15 protein-coding genes are annotated in these 14,870 nt (G+C 74.7%); 13 read left to right on the forward strand and 2 right to left on the reverse strand.

The annotated features are described in order from the left end of the window. The first annotated feature begins 3 nt into the window (after positions 1-3). Positions 4-804: an ABC transporter permease gene (locus E4U92_RS06385; RefSeq protein WP_137299256.1), complete on the forward strand. Its 801-nt coding sequence runs from the start codon at positions 4-6 to the stop codon at positions 802-804. On the opposite strand, the gene E4U92_RS06390 is transcribed toward E4U92_RS06385, so the two are convergent. After that, positions 798-1,478: a hypothetical protein gene (locus E4U92_RS06390; RefSeq protein WP_137299257.1), complete on the reverse strand. Its 681-nt coding sequence runs from the start codon at positions 1,476-1,478 to the stop codon at positions 798-800. The two genes, E4U92_RS06385 and E4U92_RS06390, sit on opposite strands and share 7 nt — an antisense overlap. Positions 1,479-1,743: 265 nt before the next feature. Between E4U92_RS06390 and E4U92_RS06395 the strand changes: the two genes are divergently transcribed. From E4U92_RS06395 to E4U92_RS06440, 12 genes are all read left to right on the forward strand, one after another. Beyond that, complete coding sequence (locus E4U92_RS06395) at positions 1,744-3,003, forward strand: nucleotide sugar dehydrogenase (RefSeq protein WP_206666465.1); 1,260 nt, start codon at positions 1,744-1,746, stop codon at positions 3,001-3,003. A 193-nt stretch (positions 3,004-3,196) separates the two neighbouring features. Next, positions 3,197-3,352 (forward strand): hypothetical protein, encoded by a 156-nt coding sequence (locus E4U92_RS35800; protein WP_168725045.1) that lies wholly within the window; start codon positions 3,197-3,199, stop codon positions 3,350-3,352. 112 nt (positions 3,353-3,464) lie between these two features. After that, positions 3,465-4,829: a protoporphyrinogen/coproporphyrinogen oxidase gene (locus E4U92_RS06400; RefSeq protein WP_137299258.1), complete on the forward strand. Its 1,365-nt coding sequence runs from the start codon at positions 3,465-3,467 to the stop codon at positions 4,827-4,829. A 26-nt stretch (positions 4,830-4,855) separates the two neighbouring features. After that, positions 4,856-5,524, forward strand: a complete 669-nt coding sequence (locus E4U92_RS06405; RefSeq protein ID WP_168725046.1) for an AAA family ATPase — start codon at positions 4,856-4,858, stop codon at positions 5,522-5,524. Beyond that, positions 5,521-6,405, forward strand: coding sequence for a glycosyltransferase family 2 protein (locus tag E4U92_RS06410; RefSeq protein ID WP_137299260.1), 885 nt, complete (start codon positions 5,521-5,523; stop codon positions 6,403-6,405). The genes E4U92_RS06405 and E4U92_RS06410 overlap by 4 nt, the downstream gene beginning before the upstream one ends. Continuing rightward, positions 6,402-7,556 carry a hypothetical protein gene (locus E4U92_RS06415; protein ID WP_137299261.1) on the forward strand — a complete coding sequence of 385 codons (1,155 nt, stop codon included), beginning with the start codon at positions 6,402-6,404 and terminating at the stop codon, positions 7,554-7,556. Before E4U92_RS06410 ends, E4U92_RS06415 begins: the two co-directional genes overlap by 4 nt. Next, positions 7,534-8,571 (forward strand): phosphotransferase family protein, encoded by a 1,038-nt coding sequence (locus tag E4U92_RS06420; protein ID WP_137299262.1) that lies wholly within the window; start codon positions 7,534-7,536, stop codon positions 8,569-8,571. Before E4U92_RS06415 ends, E4U92_RS06420 begins: the two co-directional genes overlap by 23 nt. A 90-nt stretch (positions 8,572-8,661) precedes the next feature. After that, positions 8,662-9,654 carry an NAD-dependent epimerase/dehydratase family protein gene (locus E4U92_RS06425; RefSeq protein ID WP_137299263.1) on the forward strand — a complete coding sequence of 331 codons (993 nt, stop codon included), beginning with the start codon at positions 8,662-8,664 and terminating at the stop codon, positions 9,652-9,654. 105 nt (positions 9,655-9,759) lie between these two features. Further along, positions 9,760-10,914 (forward strand): radical SAM protein, encoded by a 1,155-nt coding sequence (locus E4U92_RS06430; protein ID WP_137299264.1) that lies wholly within the window; start codon positions 9,760-9,762, stop codon positions 10,912-10,914. 13 nt (positions 10,915-10,927) lie between these two features. Next, positions 10,928-11,890, forward strand: coding sequence for a hypothetical protein (locus E4U92_RS35805; protein WP_168725047.1), 963 nt, complete (start codon positions 10,928-10,930; stop codon positions 11,888-11,890). 29 nt (positions 11,891-11,919) lie between these two features. Next, complete coding sequence (locus E4U92_RS06435) at positions 11,920-12,900, forward strand: aKG-HExxH-type peptide beta-hydroxylase (RefSeq protein ID WP_168725048.1); 981 nt, start codon at positions 11,920-11,922, stop codon at positions 12,898-12,900. An 11-nt stretch (positions 12,901-12,911) separates the two neighbouring features. Further along, on the forward strand, positions 12,912-14,078 hold the full coding sequence (locus E4U92_RS06440) for a phosphotransferase (RefSeq protein WP_137299266.1): 1,167 nt from the start codon (positions 12,912-12,914) through the stop codon (positions 14,076-14,078). Between the two features lie 100 nt (positions 14,079-14,178). Here the strand turns inward: E4U92_RS06440 and E4U92_RS06445 are convergent, their stop codons facing one another. Then, complete coding sequence (locus E4U92_RS06445) at positions 14,179-14,742, reverse strand: histidine phosphatase family protein (RefSeq protein ID WP_168725049.1); 564 nt, start codon at positions 14,740-14,742, stop codon at positions 14,179-14,181. Positions 14,743-14,870: the final 128 nt, after the last annotated feature.

Raw genomic sequence — 14,870 nt, forward strand, 5'->3', positions numbered from 1 at the left:
AACGTGTACCCAACCGCGTTCCATCTCGTGCGCTACGGCTTCCTCAACGCCGTGGCCGACTTCAAGGCGACCTACACCTGGCGCAGTTGGTCGTTCGGCTGGCTCGGCCGGATGCTGGCCCAGGTGCTGTTCTTCACCGGTCTCGGCCGGGTGCTGGACCAGCCGGGCGCCGTCCGGTACCTGGCGCTCGGCAACGCGCTGATGACCTGTGTCGTGGACACCATGGCCGTGGTGGCGACGACGAGCGGGGAGCGCCGGGCCGGCACGCTGTCGCTGCTGGTGGCGAGCCCGGCGGACCTGATGTGGGTGTTCGCCGGGCGCAGTCTGCACTGGCCGCTCAGCGGGTTCGCCACGGCGTCGGCGGCCCTGTTCGGGCTCGGCCCGCTCTTCGGGGTCACCTGGAGCGCGGCGCAGGTCGCGCCGGTCCTGCTGCTGATCGCGCTCACCGCGCTGGGCACGTACTGCGTCGGGCTGTTCCTGGCCGTGCTGGTGCTCAACGCGCCGCGGCTGCGCAACGTGGTGTCCAACTGCGCCTATCTGGCGATGATGGCGTTCTGCGGTGTCCAGGTGCCGGTGGAGTTCTGGCCGCGGGGGGTCGGGGCGGCGGTCCAGGCGGTGCCGCTGACCCATACGCTGCGGGCGCTGCGGGCGGTGAGCGACGGCCGTCCGGCGGCCGAGGTGTTCGGGCCGGTGGGGGCGGCGGTGCTGACGGCCGGCTGCTGGCTGCTCGCGGCGGGCGTCACCCTGCGCTGGCTGGTCGCGGTGCCCGCCCGCCGGGCGGGCACCCTGGACCTGTCCTACTGACGGCCGCCGGCGGCCGCGCAGCCGCACGGCCGGTCCGCCGCCGGCCGCTGCGCGAGCAGGGCGGCGGCGAGCGTGCCGGTGGCCGGGCCGAGCGCCGCGAAGTAGGCGTCGTCGCCGCTGCCCGGGGCGGGTTCCAGCCCGAGGTCGAGGACGGGGTGGCGGCGCCCGCTGCGTCCGCAGGTCAGGTCGCAGGTGCTCAGCGTGATCCGGACCGGTCCCGGCACGGCCGGGGCGGCGGCGCGCACGCCCCGGCACAGGGCCGCCGCCGCCCGCGCGAACTCCCGTGCGGAGCGGGGCAGCACGCCGACGCGGCGCCGGCCGGGCGTGAGGGATCCGGAGCGGTAGGCGTGGCCTTCGCAACTGTCGTAGGTGACGAGCCGCCAGGCGCCCGTGGTGAGCGCGTCCACCAGGGGCCAGACGCCGTCCTCGATGGCGGCCCGCCACTGGGGGTGCAGGGGGTCGACGTCGTCCGCCTCGTGGATGCCCGGGAGTCCGACCGTGTTGATGTTGCCGTCCGCGCTCGTGAGCAGCCGGGCGGGACGGCGGGGCGCCGCGGGCGCGTCCCAGCGGCCGAGGAACGCGTCGACGTCGGGCATGACGTTCGGGAACCGGGGCCGGTGCGCGAGCGTGCGGCAGTCCGCGCCCGCCGCCGTCCCCTCTTCGATGCCTGTCACAATTCCCTCCCGGTTCGTGGTCCACGGATTCAGAATGCTGTCGGAGATCCTAACGACGTGAGACCGGAAAACGGCCCGGCATTTCTCCCGGGGAGCCTGAGGATGCGCATTTCCGCAGGGTTCCGACACGACTGCGGCCTGCCTGCGTTCGCATTTCCGCAATTTCTTGGCCGCGGGCCGGGCGGCTCGGTCATCCTGTTGGACGTGCCGCCCTCACGGCGGATCACAGAATCCTCATTCCGCCGTACTGGAAGGAGTCGGGGCCGTGGCTGAAAAGTACGACCTGGCCGTCGTCGGACTCGGCTATGCCGGGCTCCCGCTGGTCGTCGCGGCTGCCCGCAACGGCATGCGGGTCGCGGGCTACGACGTCGACGCCGGCCGCGTCGCCGCCCTCGCCGGCGGGACCAGCTACGTGGACGACATCTCCGACCGGGAGGTCGCCGAGGCGCTGGCCGCGGGCTTCACCCCGTCCTCGGATCCGGAGGTGATCGCCGCCGCGGGCGCCGTCACCATCTGCGTGCCGACGCCGCTGCGGGACTCCGTGCCCGACCTGAGCGCCGTCCTGGACGCCGCGCACCTGGTGGCCCCCCGGCTGCGCCCGGGGGCCCTGGTGGTCCTGGAGTCGACCACCTACCCGGGCACCACCACCGACGTGGTGCTGCCCCTCCTCGCGCGGGGCTCGCGGACGGTCGGCGAGGACTTCCTGCTGGCCTTCTCCCCCGAGCGGATCGACCCCGGCAACCCGGCGTTCGGGCTGCACAACACCCCGAAGGTCGTCGGGGGCGTCACGGCCCGCTGCACCGGGGCCGCCACCGCGCTGTACGAGCGCATGGTGCAGAAGGTGGTGACGGTGAGCACGCCCGCGGCGGCCGAACTCACCAAGCTGCTGGAGAACACCTACCGGCAGGTCAACATCGCCCTGGTCAACGAGCTCGCCGTGTACTGCGACGGGCTCGGCGTGGACGTGTGGGAGGTGGTGGCCGCCGCGGCCACCAAGCCGTTCGGCTTCCAGCCGTTCCGGCCGGGCCCGGGCGTGGGCGGCCACTGCATCCCGGTGGACCCCGGGTACCTGGCCTTCAGCGGCCGGGCCGCGGGTTTTCCGCTGCGGCTGCCGGAGCTGGCGCAGGAGGTGAACGACCGGATGCCGGCGTACGTCGTCGACCGCGTCGCCCGGCTCCTCGACGGCCGGCGGCGCGGCGTCCGCGGCGCCCGGGTGCTGCTGCTCGGGGCGACCTACAAAGCGGACATCGCCGACGACCGCGGCTCACCGGCGGTGCCCGTGGCCGAACTCCTGCTGGACCGGGGCGCCCTCGTGCGCTTCCACGACCCCCACGTGCGCACCCTGCGGCTGCACGGGCGGAGCCTCGCCCGGGCCGGGTCGCTGGAGGCGGCGGTGGCCGAAGCCGACCTCGTCGTGCTGCTGCAGGCGCACCTGGACTACGACCTGGCCGCCCTCGCCGACACCGCTCCGCTGCTGTTCGACACCACCGGCCGCGCCGTCGGCGCACGCGTGGCGCACCTCTGACCCGGCCGCACCATCACCCGGCCCGCCTCCTCCTGGAAAAGGAAGCCGGCCGGGCCGTCGGCATTCCCGGAGAACCGTGCTGCGGATATCGGAAATCATGAGCCCCGCAATTCGTTGATCCGGTCGTCCGGGCGCTGCTAATTTCATTGCGGGGAATCAATTGGTTCCTTGACGCAGAAGAAAGAGGTACATCATGTCCGAGAAGAACGAGATCTCCTTCGACGCTTTCGTCGACGCCGTGAAGTCGTACGACCTGGAATCCGTCAGCGCCAAGGACACCGCCCACTCGTCGGCGGTCTCGGTGAAGCCCTGGGAGCACGTCACCGAGCAGACCGCGGACGCCGTCTGATCCGCTGCGCCAGACCGGCGGGCGGCTGTGCGCGGCCGCCCGCCGGGACCCCCGCGCCCGCCACGCTCCCGTGGCCCGGCGCCCGTCCTCCCGGCCTTGCGAGGTGGCACCCATGCTCGACCCGTCCCCGTGGGCGGACCCTGCGGACCACGAAGTGGAGACCGAGGTACTGGTCCTCGGCGGCGGTCTGGCCGGACTGGCCGCCGGCTCCGTGCTCGGTGACCGCGCGATCGTGGTCGAGGCCTCGGACCGGCCCGGTGGCCTGGTGCGCACCGAACGCGTCGGGGACTACTGGTTCGACCGCGTCATCCACCTGCTCTACTTCAGCCATCCCGACGTCGAGGCCCGCGTCCGCGCGCTGCTGGGTGACGTCCTGCGCCCGTGCCCCCCGGACGCCCGGGTCGAGACGGCCCGGGGCACCACCCGCTTCCCCGTCCAGCTCAACCTGTACGGCCTGCCCGCCGAGGTACGCGCCGCGTGCCTGGCGGACCTGCGGGCCGCGCACGCGCGGGACACCGCACCGGGCGACTACGAGGAACTGCTGCTGAGCGCCTTCGGCCGCACCCTGTGCGAGCTGTTCTTCTTCCCCTACAACCGCAAGCTGTGGCGGCGTCCGCTCGGCACGCTGTCGGCGTCCGGCTTCCACTGGAACCTGACCCGGCCCAGCGTCGCGGAGATCGAGCGCGGTGCCGCCTCGGCCCGCCCGGCACAGGGTTACAACGCGCGGGGCTGGTACCCGCGGCCCGCTCCCGGCGGCCGGCGCGGCATGGAGGTGCTCTCCCGGGCGCTGGCCGACCAGGTGCCCGACCTGCGGCTGCGGCACACCGTCACCGCCGTCGACCCGACGTCCCGTACGGTGCGCACCCGTTCGCCCGAGGGCGTCACCGACTTCCGCTTCACGCACGACTGCGTCTCCACCCTCCCGCTGCCCGCCACCGTCGAGCTGTGCCACCGGGCGCCCGAGGCCCTCGTCGAACGCTGCCGTGCGCTGCCCCGCAACCGCGTACGGTCGGTGGCGCTCGCCGTCCGGGGGCCGCGCCCGCGCGACACCGGGCACTGGCGGTACTACACGCGCGAGGACGTGCCGTTCACCCGGCTGGTCTTCATGACCGAGTTCGACCCGGAGATGGCACCCGCAGACGGCTGGGGCGTGCTCGCCGAGGTGCTCGAACCCTCCGAGGGGCCGCGTGCGACCGACGACGCGCTGGTCGCCGACGTCCTGCGCGGGGTCGGGACGGTCGGACTGCTCGGCCCCGGCAGCCGGGTCGTCGCGACCGGGGTGTTCACGAGCGACCCCGGCTACGTCGTCTTCACCGACGAGGCCCGGCAGACCGCCGACGAGGCCACCCGCCACCTCAGGTCCCTCGGCATCACCCCGCTCGGCCGCTACGGCACCTGGACCTACTCCTCCATGTCCCAGGTCATGGAGGAGGCCTTCGCCTGGGCGTCGCGGCGTGCGGCCCCGGCGACGACATGATCCGGACAGCAGACAGGGAGATCCCCTTGCCCAGCACCACGAACCACTCATTCCTCGCGCTGGAGGGCGTCGACGGATCCGGGAAGACGACGACCGCACGGCTCATCGCCGGGCACGTGCGCGCGCAGGGGCGGCCGCTGTCGCGCATCGGCCAGCACTCGTGGCTCGACCCGCAGGCGGCGCGCGTCATCATCGACGTCCGTGAGGACCGGCCGCACCGGCACGACCACCGGCGCATCACCGAGGCCTACTTCCGCGACAAGCAGTTGCAGGCCGGCGCGATCGGCGACCTGCTGCGCGACCGCACCGTGCTGTCGGACCGCTACATCTTCAGCGACGCCGCCTACCTGGAGGTCCTGTACGGCATCCCCGCCCGCGAGACGCTGGACCGCCACCACGCGCACGGCACCCTGCTGCCCGACCTGATCGTCTACCTCGACGTCCCCGTCGGCCTGGCCGCCGACCGCGTCGTCTCCCGCGGCAAGAGCATGCGGCACTACGAGAACAGCTACACCCTCGACAAGGTCAGCAGGGTCTACCGCGCGCTGCTCCTCGACGACCCGCCGCCCTACCTCCCGCCGGTGCACGTGTTCCGCAACACCGCCGGCGCGCACGAGGACGGCCGGATGCGCGCCCTGTACCGGGCCGTGGACGCCGTGGCCGCACCCGGACGCGCGCTCCTGGAGACCCCGTGAGCCGCCTGGACGTCGTGATCCCCTGCCACAACGGCGCCCACTGCGTGGGCCGGCAGCTCGCGGCGCTCGGCCGCCAGCGCACCGACGCCGACTGGGGTCTGGTGGTCGTCGACGACGGCTCGACCGACGCCCTCGCGGCCGTCGTCGACGACCACCGCCCCCACCTGCCGGCGGACACCCGTGTCGTGACGCGCCCGGTGCGCGGGGGCACCGGCGCCGCCCGCAACACCGGCGCGCGTGCGGCCCGCGGCGACCGTCTGCTGTTCCTGGACGCCGACGACGAGATCGCCGACGACCACGTCGCGGCCATGGCGGCGGCGCTCGACCGGGCCGAACTGGTCACGGCCGGCATCGACTACCGGCGGCTCAACCCGCCCGGGGTGCTGCGCGGGACGCCACCCGACCAGCTCCCCGACATCCTGACCGCGAGCCTGTTCAAGCCCCATGTGCTGGGCGGGCTGATGGGGATCTCCCGGGGCCTGTTCGAGGAACTGGGCGGCTTCGACGAGCGGTTGCCCGCGCTCGCCGACGTCGACCTGTCCTGGCGGGCGCAGTTGGCGGGCCGCACCATCGGCGTGGCGGACACCGTCGTGTCGGTCGGCATCCGCGCCACGCACCGCGGCAGGTTCCGCCGGGGCCGGTTCCAGGGGCACGACATCGTGCGCCTGCGCCGGAAGTTCGCCGCGCACGGCACCACCCCTGTCACCTGGCGCGGCCACCTGGCGGACTGGCTGCGCGTGCCGGTCACGGCCGCACGCGCGGGAGCCCCCGCCGCCCTGTCCGCCCTGGTGTGGGAACTCGGCTGGCAGACGGGCGTCCTGGGCGCCCTCCGGTCCGAGCCGCGCCTCCCGTCCCCCCGCACCGCGCCGGAGCCGTCATGATCACCCTGTCCCGGGGGCTGAACCCGCACGAGACCGCCTGGGCCGAACCGGTCGTCCCCGGCCGGCCCCCCTTCACCCTCCTGCACGGCAGCCCCTCGTACATCAACGTGCTCGACGCACTCGGTGCGCAGGAGGCGGTCCGGGCCCTGCGCGAGCGGACCGGCACGGCCGCCTGCGCCTCGTCCAAGCACACCTCCCCCACGGGCATCGCGCTCGGCGGGCCCGTCGCACCGGGCGACGAAGCCCTCCACGACCGGGGGCCGCTGCCGGACGACCCCCTCGGCCGGGCCGTCGTACGGGCCCGGAACACCGCGCCCAAATGCGCGTACGGGGACTTCGTCGCGGTGTCGGAGCCGGTCACGGCGATACAGGTACCGCTGTTCGCGAACGCCATCGGGGTGATCGCCCCGGACTTCACGCCCGAGGCGTTCGCCGCCCTCTCCCGCTTCCACGAGGGCCGGTTCATCCTGCTGCGCGGCCACCACGGCGAGGAGCGGGACGGGCGCAGCACGGGCGGGCGGGAGTCGGTCGAGACGGCGGGCCTCCGGCTGACGCGCTCGGCCGCACCGCTGCCGGGGTTCGCGGGCGGGACGCGCACCGAGTGCGGCACGCCCGGCAGCGCGGACGACCTGGCCGTCGCCGTCGAGGCCGTCCGGCACGCCCAGTCGAACGCCATGGCCTTCGTCGTGGACGGTTCCACGATCGGCATCGGCATGGGACAGCAGAACCGTCTGGACTGCACCCGCCTGGCGGCGGCCCGCGCCCGGACCTGGCAGCGCCGCAGGCACCCGGACGTCCTGGGGCTCGCGTTCCGCGAGGGCGTGGGGCCCGCGGAACGCGCGGTGTGGCGGGCGCGGCTCGCCGAGGGAGACCTCACGCCCTCGGTGCGCGCCGAGTTCGCCGGGGTGCTGGCCGACCCCCGGCACGCCGACCGCACACCGGACTGGGACACGACACCGCCGCTGTCCGGGGTGACCCTGGCGGCCGACAACCACTTCCCGTTCGTCGAGGTCGTCGAGATCGCCGCCCGCCTGGGCGTCACCCAGCTCGTCACACCCGCCGGCTCGACCGGGAGGGACGCGCTGCGGGACGCCTGCGAGGCCCACGGCATGAGCTGGATCGTGACCGGTGAGCGCTTCTTCCGGCACTGACACCGGCGCTCCCGGCAGGCGCCTCCCCGGCACCGGCGGCCCGGTACGCCCCTGGCGGCTGCCCGGCTGGCGCCCGCGCGCCGTGGCCGTCATCGACGCCCGGCTGGCCGCGGCGGGCCTGCGGCGCACCGGGCCCGTCGAGGACGTCAAGCACTGGGCGCTGTCGGCCGTCCTGCGCTGCCCGACCAGCGGGGGCACGGTGTTCCACAAGCAGTCGCTGCCGTCCCTGGCGCACGAGGGCCGGGTGCTGGCCCTGCTGGCCGGCCGCCACCCCGGCCTGGTGCCCGAGGTCCTCTCCCCCGGGCCACCGGAGGAGGGCTGGTGCACCCGGGAGGTCGCCCTGCGGCCGGGCACGGAGCTGCCCGCGGAGGAACGGGGCCGGGCGCTGGCCGTCCTGGGCGCGGTGCAGCGCGACTGGCTGGGCCGGACCGCCGAACTCACCGCCGCCGGCTGCTGGGTGCGCACCGCGCACGCACTGGCCGGCCTGGCAGCGCCGGCGGGGCGGAGCGACCTGTTCGGGCCCGGTTCCGGTGTGCCGGGCGCGCTGAGCGCGGCGGAGTCCGCCCGGCTGGCCGGTGCCTTCGACCGGCTGCCCGGGCTGTGCGCGGAGCTGGCCACGGCGCCGCCCGGCGAGAGCCTCGTCCACGGCGACCTGCACCCGGGCAATTGGGGCGTGACCCGCGCGGCCGGCCGGACCGTGTTCCTCGACTGGGCGGAGGCCTCCGTCGGCCACCCCTTCCTGGACGTCGCGGCGGCCCTCAGAAGCTGCCCGGACCCCACAGTCCGGGCCCGCGCCCTCGACCGGTACTTCGCGAGCTGGTCGCCGCTGATGTCGGCCGCCGAGTGCCGGCAGGCATGGCGACTGGCCGCACCGGTCGCCGCGTTCAACCAGCTCGTCACCTACACGCACTTCGCCGACGTGGCGGAACCGCACGAGCGGCCGGGCTGGGCGCCACGGCTGCTCTGGTGGGCGCGGGCCCTGCTGCGGACCGTGGACGGCGCCGGACGCGCCTGAGGCACCCGCCACCCGCCGCCGTCCCCGCCCACGGCGCCCCTCGCCCCCGTCGCCCGCCCTCCCCGCTTCCCACCCGAAGGAGACACCGCCATGTGGTCCACCCCCTCGACACCCGTCCTCGTCACCGGCGGCGCCGGCTTCATCGGCAGCCGGCTGGTCCGTCTCCTGGCCGCGGCGGGCCACCCCATCCGGGTCCTGGACGACCTCACGACGGGCCGGCCCGAGTCCGTCACGTCGGTCGCGGGCGCCACCCTGGTGCGCGGCAGCGTGCTCGACGCGGACGCGGTGGCCGAGGCCGCGCGCGGGACGGGGCTGGTGCTGCACCTCGCGGGCGTCGTCGGCATGCGGCTCGCGGCGCAACAGGCCGACCTCGCACACGCGGTGGGCCACCGGGGGACGGCGAACGTCCTGGCCCGCACCGGGGACGCACCCGTCGTGCTGGTGTCCAGCTCCGCCGTCTACGGACTCAGCGACGGGAGCGCCGAGCTGCGCGAGGAGCAGGCCGTGGACCGTTCCGTCCCGCTGGCCTACGACGGCGGCAGCCCGGGCTACGCCACCGGCAAGTGGGAGATGGAACGGCTGGGGCGCGAAGCAGCCCGGCACCGGCCCGTGCTCACGGTGCGGCCCTTCAACGTCGTCGGCCCCGGCCAGCGGGGGCGCTACGGCATGGTGGTGCCGACGTTCTTCCGCCAGGCCGAGTCGGGCGAGCCGCTGACCGTGCACGGCGACGGCAGTCAGCGCCGTTGCTTCACCGACATCGACCAGTTCGCCCGCCGCCTGCTCGACCTCGCGGCCACCGAGGCCGCGTGGCGGCCCGACGCCCGCGTGTTCAACATCGGCTCCCGCACCGAGACCGCCATCGCCGACCTGGCCCGCCTGGTCCTCGACGCCACCGGCAGCACGGCGGGCTCCGTCCACGTGCCGTACGAGTCGGTCTTCCCCGGCCGCACCGACGTGACCGGCCGGGTGCCGTGCCTGGACCGGCTGACCGCGGCCGTCGGTGAGACCGACTGGCTGTCCGCCGCGGCCCTGGTGCGCAAGACGGCGCGGGCGCGGCGGGCCGGCACACCCGCCGCCCGGTGACGGTTTCGCCGCGTGCGGGTTCACGCAAGAAGAACGGCAATTCGTTGACGCGTTTCCGCCGTCACGAGAGCCTTTTCCCACACTTTCAGCACGGAGGAGCCCACCATGGAACTCAAGCTGCCGGCTCCCGGGGAAACCATATTGGCGATGCTCAAACTCCCCGGAGAAATGTGCAATATCAACTGCCATTACTGCTACGAACGGCGCAAGCCGTATCCCAACGCCCTCATGCTGAAGCCGGAGGTGTTGCGCAAGTTCCTCGCCCTGTGCGGCGGACGGCCGTTGGCGGTCGAACTGCACGGCGGTGAGCCGCTGCTGATCGGCCGCCGGAAGATGGGCGACCTCTTCGCCGAGCTGCGCGGCTACGAGGGCCCGGTGACGGTCTCGATGCAGACCAACGGCATCCTGCTGAACGAGGCGTGGCTCGACTTCTTCGACCGCGAGTGGCCGGACATCGAGATCGGCATCAGCCTGGACGGGGACGAGGAGGGCAACGCGCACCGCGTCGACTTCCGGGACCGCCCCACCTACCGCAAGGTCACCAAGGCGCTCGAGATGATGGCGGCCCGGGGCCGCGACGTCGGTGTCATCGTCGTCGTCACCCGCCGCATCCTCGGCCGGGCCGCGGACGTGCTGGACTCGCTGAGCAAGTTCGAGGCCGTCAAGGTCGTCAAGCTCTCCGGCTGCCTCGACTTCAACGTGAAGACCAAGGACTACCGCACGCCGAACCGCACGTCGCTGCAGATCCTCAACCCCGACGGGGTCGGCATGCCCGGCTGGGCGACGACGCCCGACGAGTACGCCGACTTCCTGATCGAGGCGTTCGACCACTGGTCGGCCACCCGCTCCTACGGCGCCTACGTGCTGGAGCCGTTCTTCAGCGTCATCCGGTCGCTGTCCGGGCTGCCCACGAGCTACACGAGCTTCAGCGACCGCAAGGAACCCTTCGTGGTGACGCTCTACCCCGACGGACGCATCGGCAGCTCGGACGAGCTGAGCATGCCCGGCGCGCTGCTGGGTTCCGTGGACACGGCGTCCGGGATGGACGAGCTGCTCACCCTGGACAGCAACCCGGGCCTGCGCCGGGACCTGTCCGCGCTGCTCGACAAGTGCGCGGGCTGCTCGCACGAGGCCTCGTGCCGCGGCGGTGCCCTTCCGGACCGGCTCCGCTTCGAGGGGACCGGGTTCGAGGAGCAGTACTGCGACCACCGGCGCAAGGTCATCGACCACGTGGCCGCGGCCCTCCCGGCAGCGGCGTGAAAGGGAGACCGCGATGTTCCTCCTCCCCGTCATCGACGACGACGAGACGCAGAACCGCTACTGGAACGCCTCGCTCGACGGCCGGGCCATCCACTCGTTCCTGCTGTGGGTCGAGCCGTACAGCACCGCCTGGGCCCGGCGCGCCGCCGCGGCGGCCGGTGCCGGGGCACCGGACACCACCGAGCCGCCCGACCCGCTCACCCGCGCCCTCGTGGGTCTCGCCGGCGTCCCGGACGTCACCGTCGACCCGGCCGAGGCGCGCACCGGCCTGCTGCCCCTGCCGGACGGCCCGCGTCCGGCCGTCCTGCACGGTGTGCCCGGCGGCGGCCGGCTGCGGCTCGCCGCGGCCCCCGCGCCGGACCGGGCGGCGGTGGGCGACGCCGTGCGGGTGCTGGACGGCGTCGGCCTGCGGTACGTCCTCGACCTCGCCGTGGGCGCCGTCGTCCTCGGTGACGCGGCGGGCGCCGCCGTACCGGCCGACCTGTGCGACGTGGCGCGGCTCTCACCGGGCGGGTCCGACGCGCTGTCGCGCGCCGAGGCGCTGCTGCGCGAGGGCGCCGCGTCCTGGATGGGCCAATGGCTGCGCACCGAGGAGGCGGTCGGCGTCCGCGGCGGTCCGCTGCCCGGGACCGACCGCGCCTGGCTGACCGGCGTCTTCGCCGACTCCCTCGCCTTCCAGCTCTACGACCGGCTCGCCGCCCGCCGCGCCGAGGACACCCCGGAACCCGTCGCACGCCGCCGGCGGGAGCTCCTCGACGGGCTTCGCGCACTGCGCGCCGTCCTGCCGGGCCGGGTCGGCGAGACGGTCGGCATGGGCATCGTCGCCGAGCTGATCGGCACCACCTACCCCTGTTGGAACCGGCGGCAGTTCGCCGTCAAGTCCCCCTTCGACTACATCCGCGAGATCCGGCCGCTGACGGACGCCGAGAAGGCGGAACACCTCGCCCGGTGGGCCGCCCCGAGCGCCGTACGCTGACCGCCGTCCCGAAAGGACCGAAGACCCTCATGACCGAAGCCGACACCGTCGAGGCGGCCGCGGCCGTCACCTCGCTCCAGGCCGGGCTGACCGCGCGGCTGGTCCACCACCGTGCCGAGCGGGCGCGCACCCTCCTGGCCAGCCTGCGCAGTCTCGTGCCGGGCATCCGGCTCGACGGCCCGGACGGCGCCCCGGACGCCTTCGACAACGCCGTCCTGCACCACGCCTTCCAGCAGGCGCGCCTCGCCGCACGGACCCGCGACGCGGACCGGGCCCGGCGGGCCGTGCGCCTGTGGCAGGACCGGGCGAGGCTGCGCGCCGAGGCCGTGCGGACGGCCGTCGGGCCGGTCCTGGTGCTGCGCGCGACGGACTGCGACGCCGTGGACGACGACCGCCTCGGCAGCCGGATGTACCTGCTCGACGCCTCGCCCGAGCAGGACGCGGCGGAGCGGGCGCGCATCGCACGGACCCTGAACGAGGCCGTCGACGCCGCGCTGGCCGTCGGCGGGGAGGTGCTGCGCTCCTCCACCGCCGTCGTCATCTGGACCGAGGCCGTACCGCTCGGGGCGACCTGCCGCAGCTACACGTTCGACTTCCTGCCCGGCACCGTCGTGCTGAACTGGACCGACGAACCGCTGCGCCTGGGCGAGACCCTCGTGCACGAGGCCACGCACTCCTGGCTGAACGAGTCGTTCGGCGCGGAGGGTGTGTCCTTCTCCGACGACGGCCCCCGCTTCCACTCCCCGTGGAAGAACGAGGACCGCCCGGTGTTCGGGATCGTGCACGCGGCCCTCGCCTTCGCCAACGTCATCCACTACCTCTCCCGGATCCAGCCCGCGCCGGACGACGACTCACCGCTCGCGGCGGTGCTGCGGCGGCGCCTCGAGGCGGAGCTGGAGTCGCTGGAGTCCGGCCACGCCGCGGCCCTGGCCTGCTTCGACCAGGTGCCCAGCGAGCCGCTGCGCACGTACCTGCGCGCCGCCGTCGCCGACGCGCGGCGCGCGGGCTGACGGCGGCACCGGTGCCGGGTCCCCCCTACCGGCACCGCGGCCCGCTGCCCGACCTCACCGCCGAGGATCTGCGCGGGCCCGTGCGGACGCTGCTGGCCGACCCCACGGCCGAGGTGAGCGGCTGGACGGGCGCGCCGATCGGCTACGAGAGCTGGAGCAGGGCGAGCGACGGGCTGTACGTGGTCCGGGGCGCGGCCAGCGGCGACGGCGGCGACCGCGCGTGGGAGCTGGTGCTGAAACAGGTGCGGCACCGCCCCTGGGTGCCGGGCCCGCGCGATCTGGCCCGGCAGATCGACGACGGCGGTGACGGCCCGGCGGACTGGGCGTACTGGCGGCGCGAGGCGCTGGTGCTGGGCTCGTCGCTCCCGTACGCCGTCGCCGGCCGGTTCGCCCCCGTGCGGTGCCTGGGGATCGTGCCGCTGCCCGGCGACCGGCTCCGGCTGTGGCTGGAGCGGGCCCCCGGCACGCCCGGCGAGGACTGGACGGCCCGTGAGCTGCTCGACACCGCCGGCTTCCTCGGCGGGTTCCACGCCCGCTCGCTGCGGCAGCCGCCGCCGCCCCGGGAGTGGTGGTGCAGGCCGTTCCTCGAACAGGCCGCGCTGCGCGGACGGTTCGCCCTCGTCGACCGGGTCGCCGCCGCGGAGACGAGTGCCGATCCGGCGGTGCGGCGCCTGTTCCGGCCGGGGACCGCCACGGCGCTGCGGTCGCTGGCGCGCCGGCACGCCGAGGCCGTCCGGACGGTGCGGTCCTTGCCGGCCGCCCTGGTGCACCGGGACCTGACTCCGCGCAACCTGTTCCGGACGGCGGGGGGCACGGTCGCGGTCGACTGGGGTCAGGCGGGGCTGGGACCGGCCGGGGAGGACCTGGCCACCCTCGTCCTGTCGTCCGCGGCGGCCGCGGACCTGGACGCCGACGCCACGCTCGCCCTCGGGAGCGCCGCCGCCGCACGCCATGCCACGGCGATGGCGGAGGAAGGCGGCCCGAGCGACCCGGAGGACGTGCTCCTCGCCTACCGCCTCGTGGGCGCCTACCACTTCGGGCTGCCCGTGGTGCGGATCGCCGACCGGCTGCTCGCCCGGGACGCCGCGTCCCGCGCCGAGGCGGCCGCCGATCCCGGCACGCGGCGGCGGGTGGCCGTGATGACGGCGCTGGTGGAGCAAGCCCAGCGGGACCTGTGAGGGCGGCGTCCGGATGGTGGGGCGGTTCTCGACCGGGCGGGCTCACCGGGACCGGGTCCCGGTGAGCCCGCCCGGCGGGAACCGTCCGCGGACGGCGATGTCAGGCGGGGCCCGACGGGCGCATGCCGGTCATGGTGAGCCGGCCGTGCTCCAGGCGCAGCCGGTACCAGCTCCCCCGGCCCACGACGCGCGGCAGCGCGCAGTCGTGAGCCGCCGACAGGTACGCCAGCGCGGCGGGGATGGCATCGCCGTGCGAACAGGCCACCACGTGACCGCCGTCGTGCCGGGCGGCGATCTCCACCAGCGCGCCCACCGCCCGGCCGGCCGCCCACGCACCGCCGAGCGACGGACCGACGGGAGCGAAGACCCCCTCGGTCCAGGCCGCCGGCTCGGCGAAGCCGCGTGCCTCCCGCAGCCGGTCGTCGGCCACCACGGGGACCCCGGCGGAGGCGGCCAGCGGCGTGACGGACTGCCGGCAGCGCAGCGCGGGACTGCTGTAGACGGCGTCGATCCCCGGCGGGAACACCTCGCCGAGGACGCGCGCCTGCCGCGTCCCCTCGTCGCTCAGCGGACGCAGATCGTCGTCCCCGCTCCACTCCTCGCGCGGCGACGAGGAACAGTGCGGAACCAGATCCAACACAACGGTGCCTGAATTCGCGAACATGACGCGCATCATGCCCGGGCCGACCGGCGCAGTCCAAGGATTAGCGGGTATCCGCAAAAGAGTTGACCACGCCGATCCGGCGCACGGAATCTGAACCCGAAATGGAGTGCAGGGCGGGCGCGTCCCGC

The organism is Streptomyces galbus (genome assembly GCF_005280195.1).
In the GTDB taxonomy this organism is placed as follows: domain Bacteria; phylum Actinomycetota; class Actinomycetes; order Streptomycetales; family Streptomycetaceae; genus Streptomyces; species Streptomyces galbus.

Bases quoted from the DNA above. Each gene is read 5' to 3' on its own strand.
- E4U92_RS35800 (WP_168725045.1), top strand. From the start codon at position 3,197: ATGTCCGAGAAGAACGAGATCTCCTTCGACGCTTTCGTCGACGCCGTG.
- E4U92_RS06400 (WP_137299258.1), top strand. From the start codon at position 3,465: ATGCTCGACCCGTCCCCGTGGGCGGACCCTGCGGACCACGAAGTGGAG.
- E4U92_RS06415 (WP_137299261.1), top strand. From the start codon at position 6,402: ATGATCACCCTGTCCCGGGGGCTGAACCCGCACGAGACCGCCTGGGCC.
- E4U92_RS06425 (WP_137299263.1), top strand. From the start codon at position 8,662: ATGTGGTCCACCCCCTCGACACCCGTCCTCGTCACCGGCGGCGCCGGC.
- E4U92_RS06430 (WP_137299264.1), top strand. From the start codon at position 9,760: ATGGAACTCAAGCTGCCGGCTCCCGGGGAAACCATATTGGCGATGCTC.
- E4U92_RS35805 (WP_168725047.1), top strand. From the start codon at position 10,928: ATGTTCCTCCTCCCCGTCATCGACGACGACGAGACGCAGAACCGCTAC.
- E4U92_RS06435 (WP_168725048.1), top strand. From the start codon at position 11,920: ATGACCGAAGCCGACACCGTCGAGGCGGCCGCGGCCGTCACCTCGCTC.
- E4U92_RS06445 (WP_168725049.1), bottom strand. From the start codon at position 14,742: ATGTTCGCGAATTCAGGCACCGTTGTGTTGGATCTGGTTCCGCACTGT.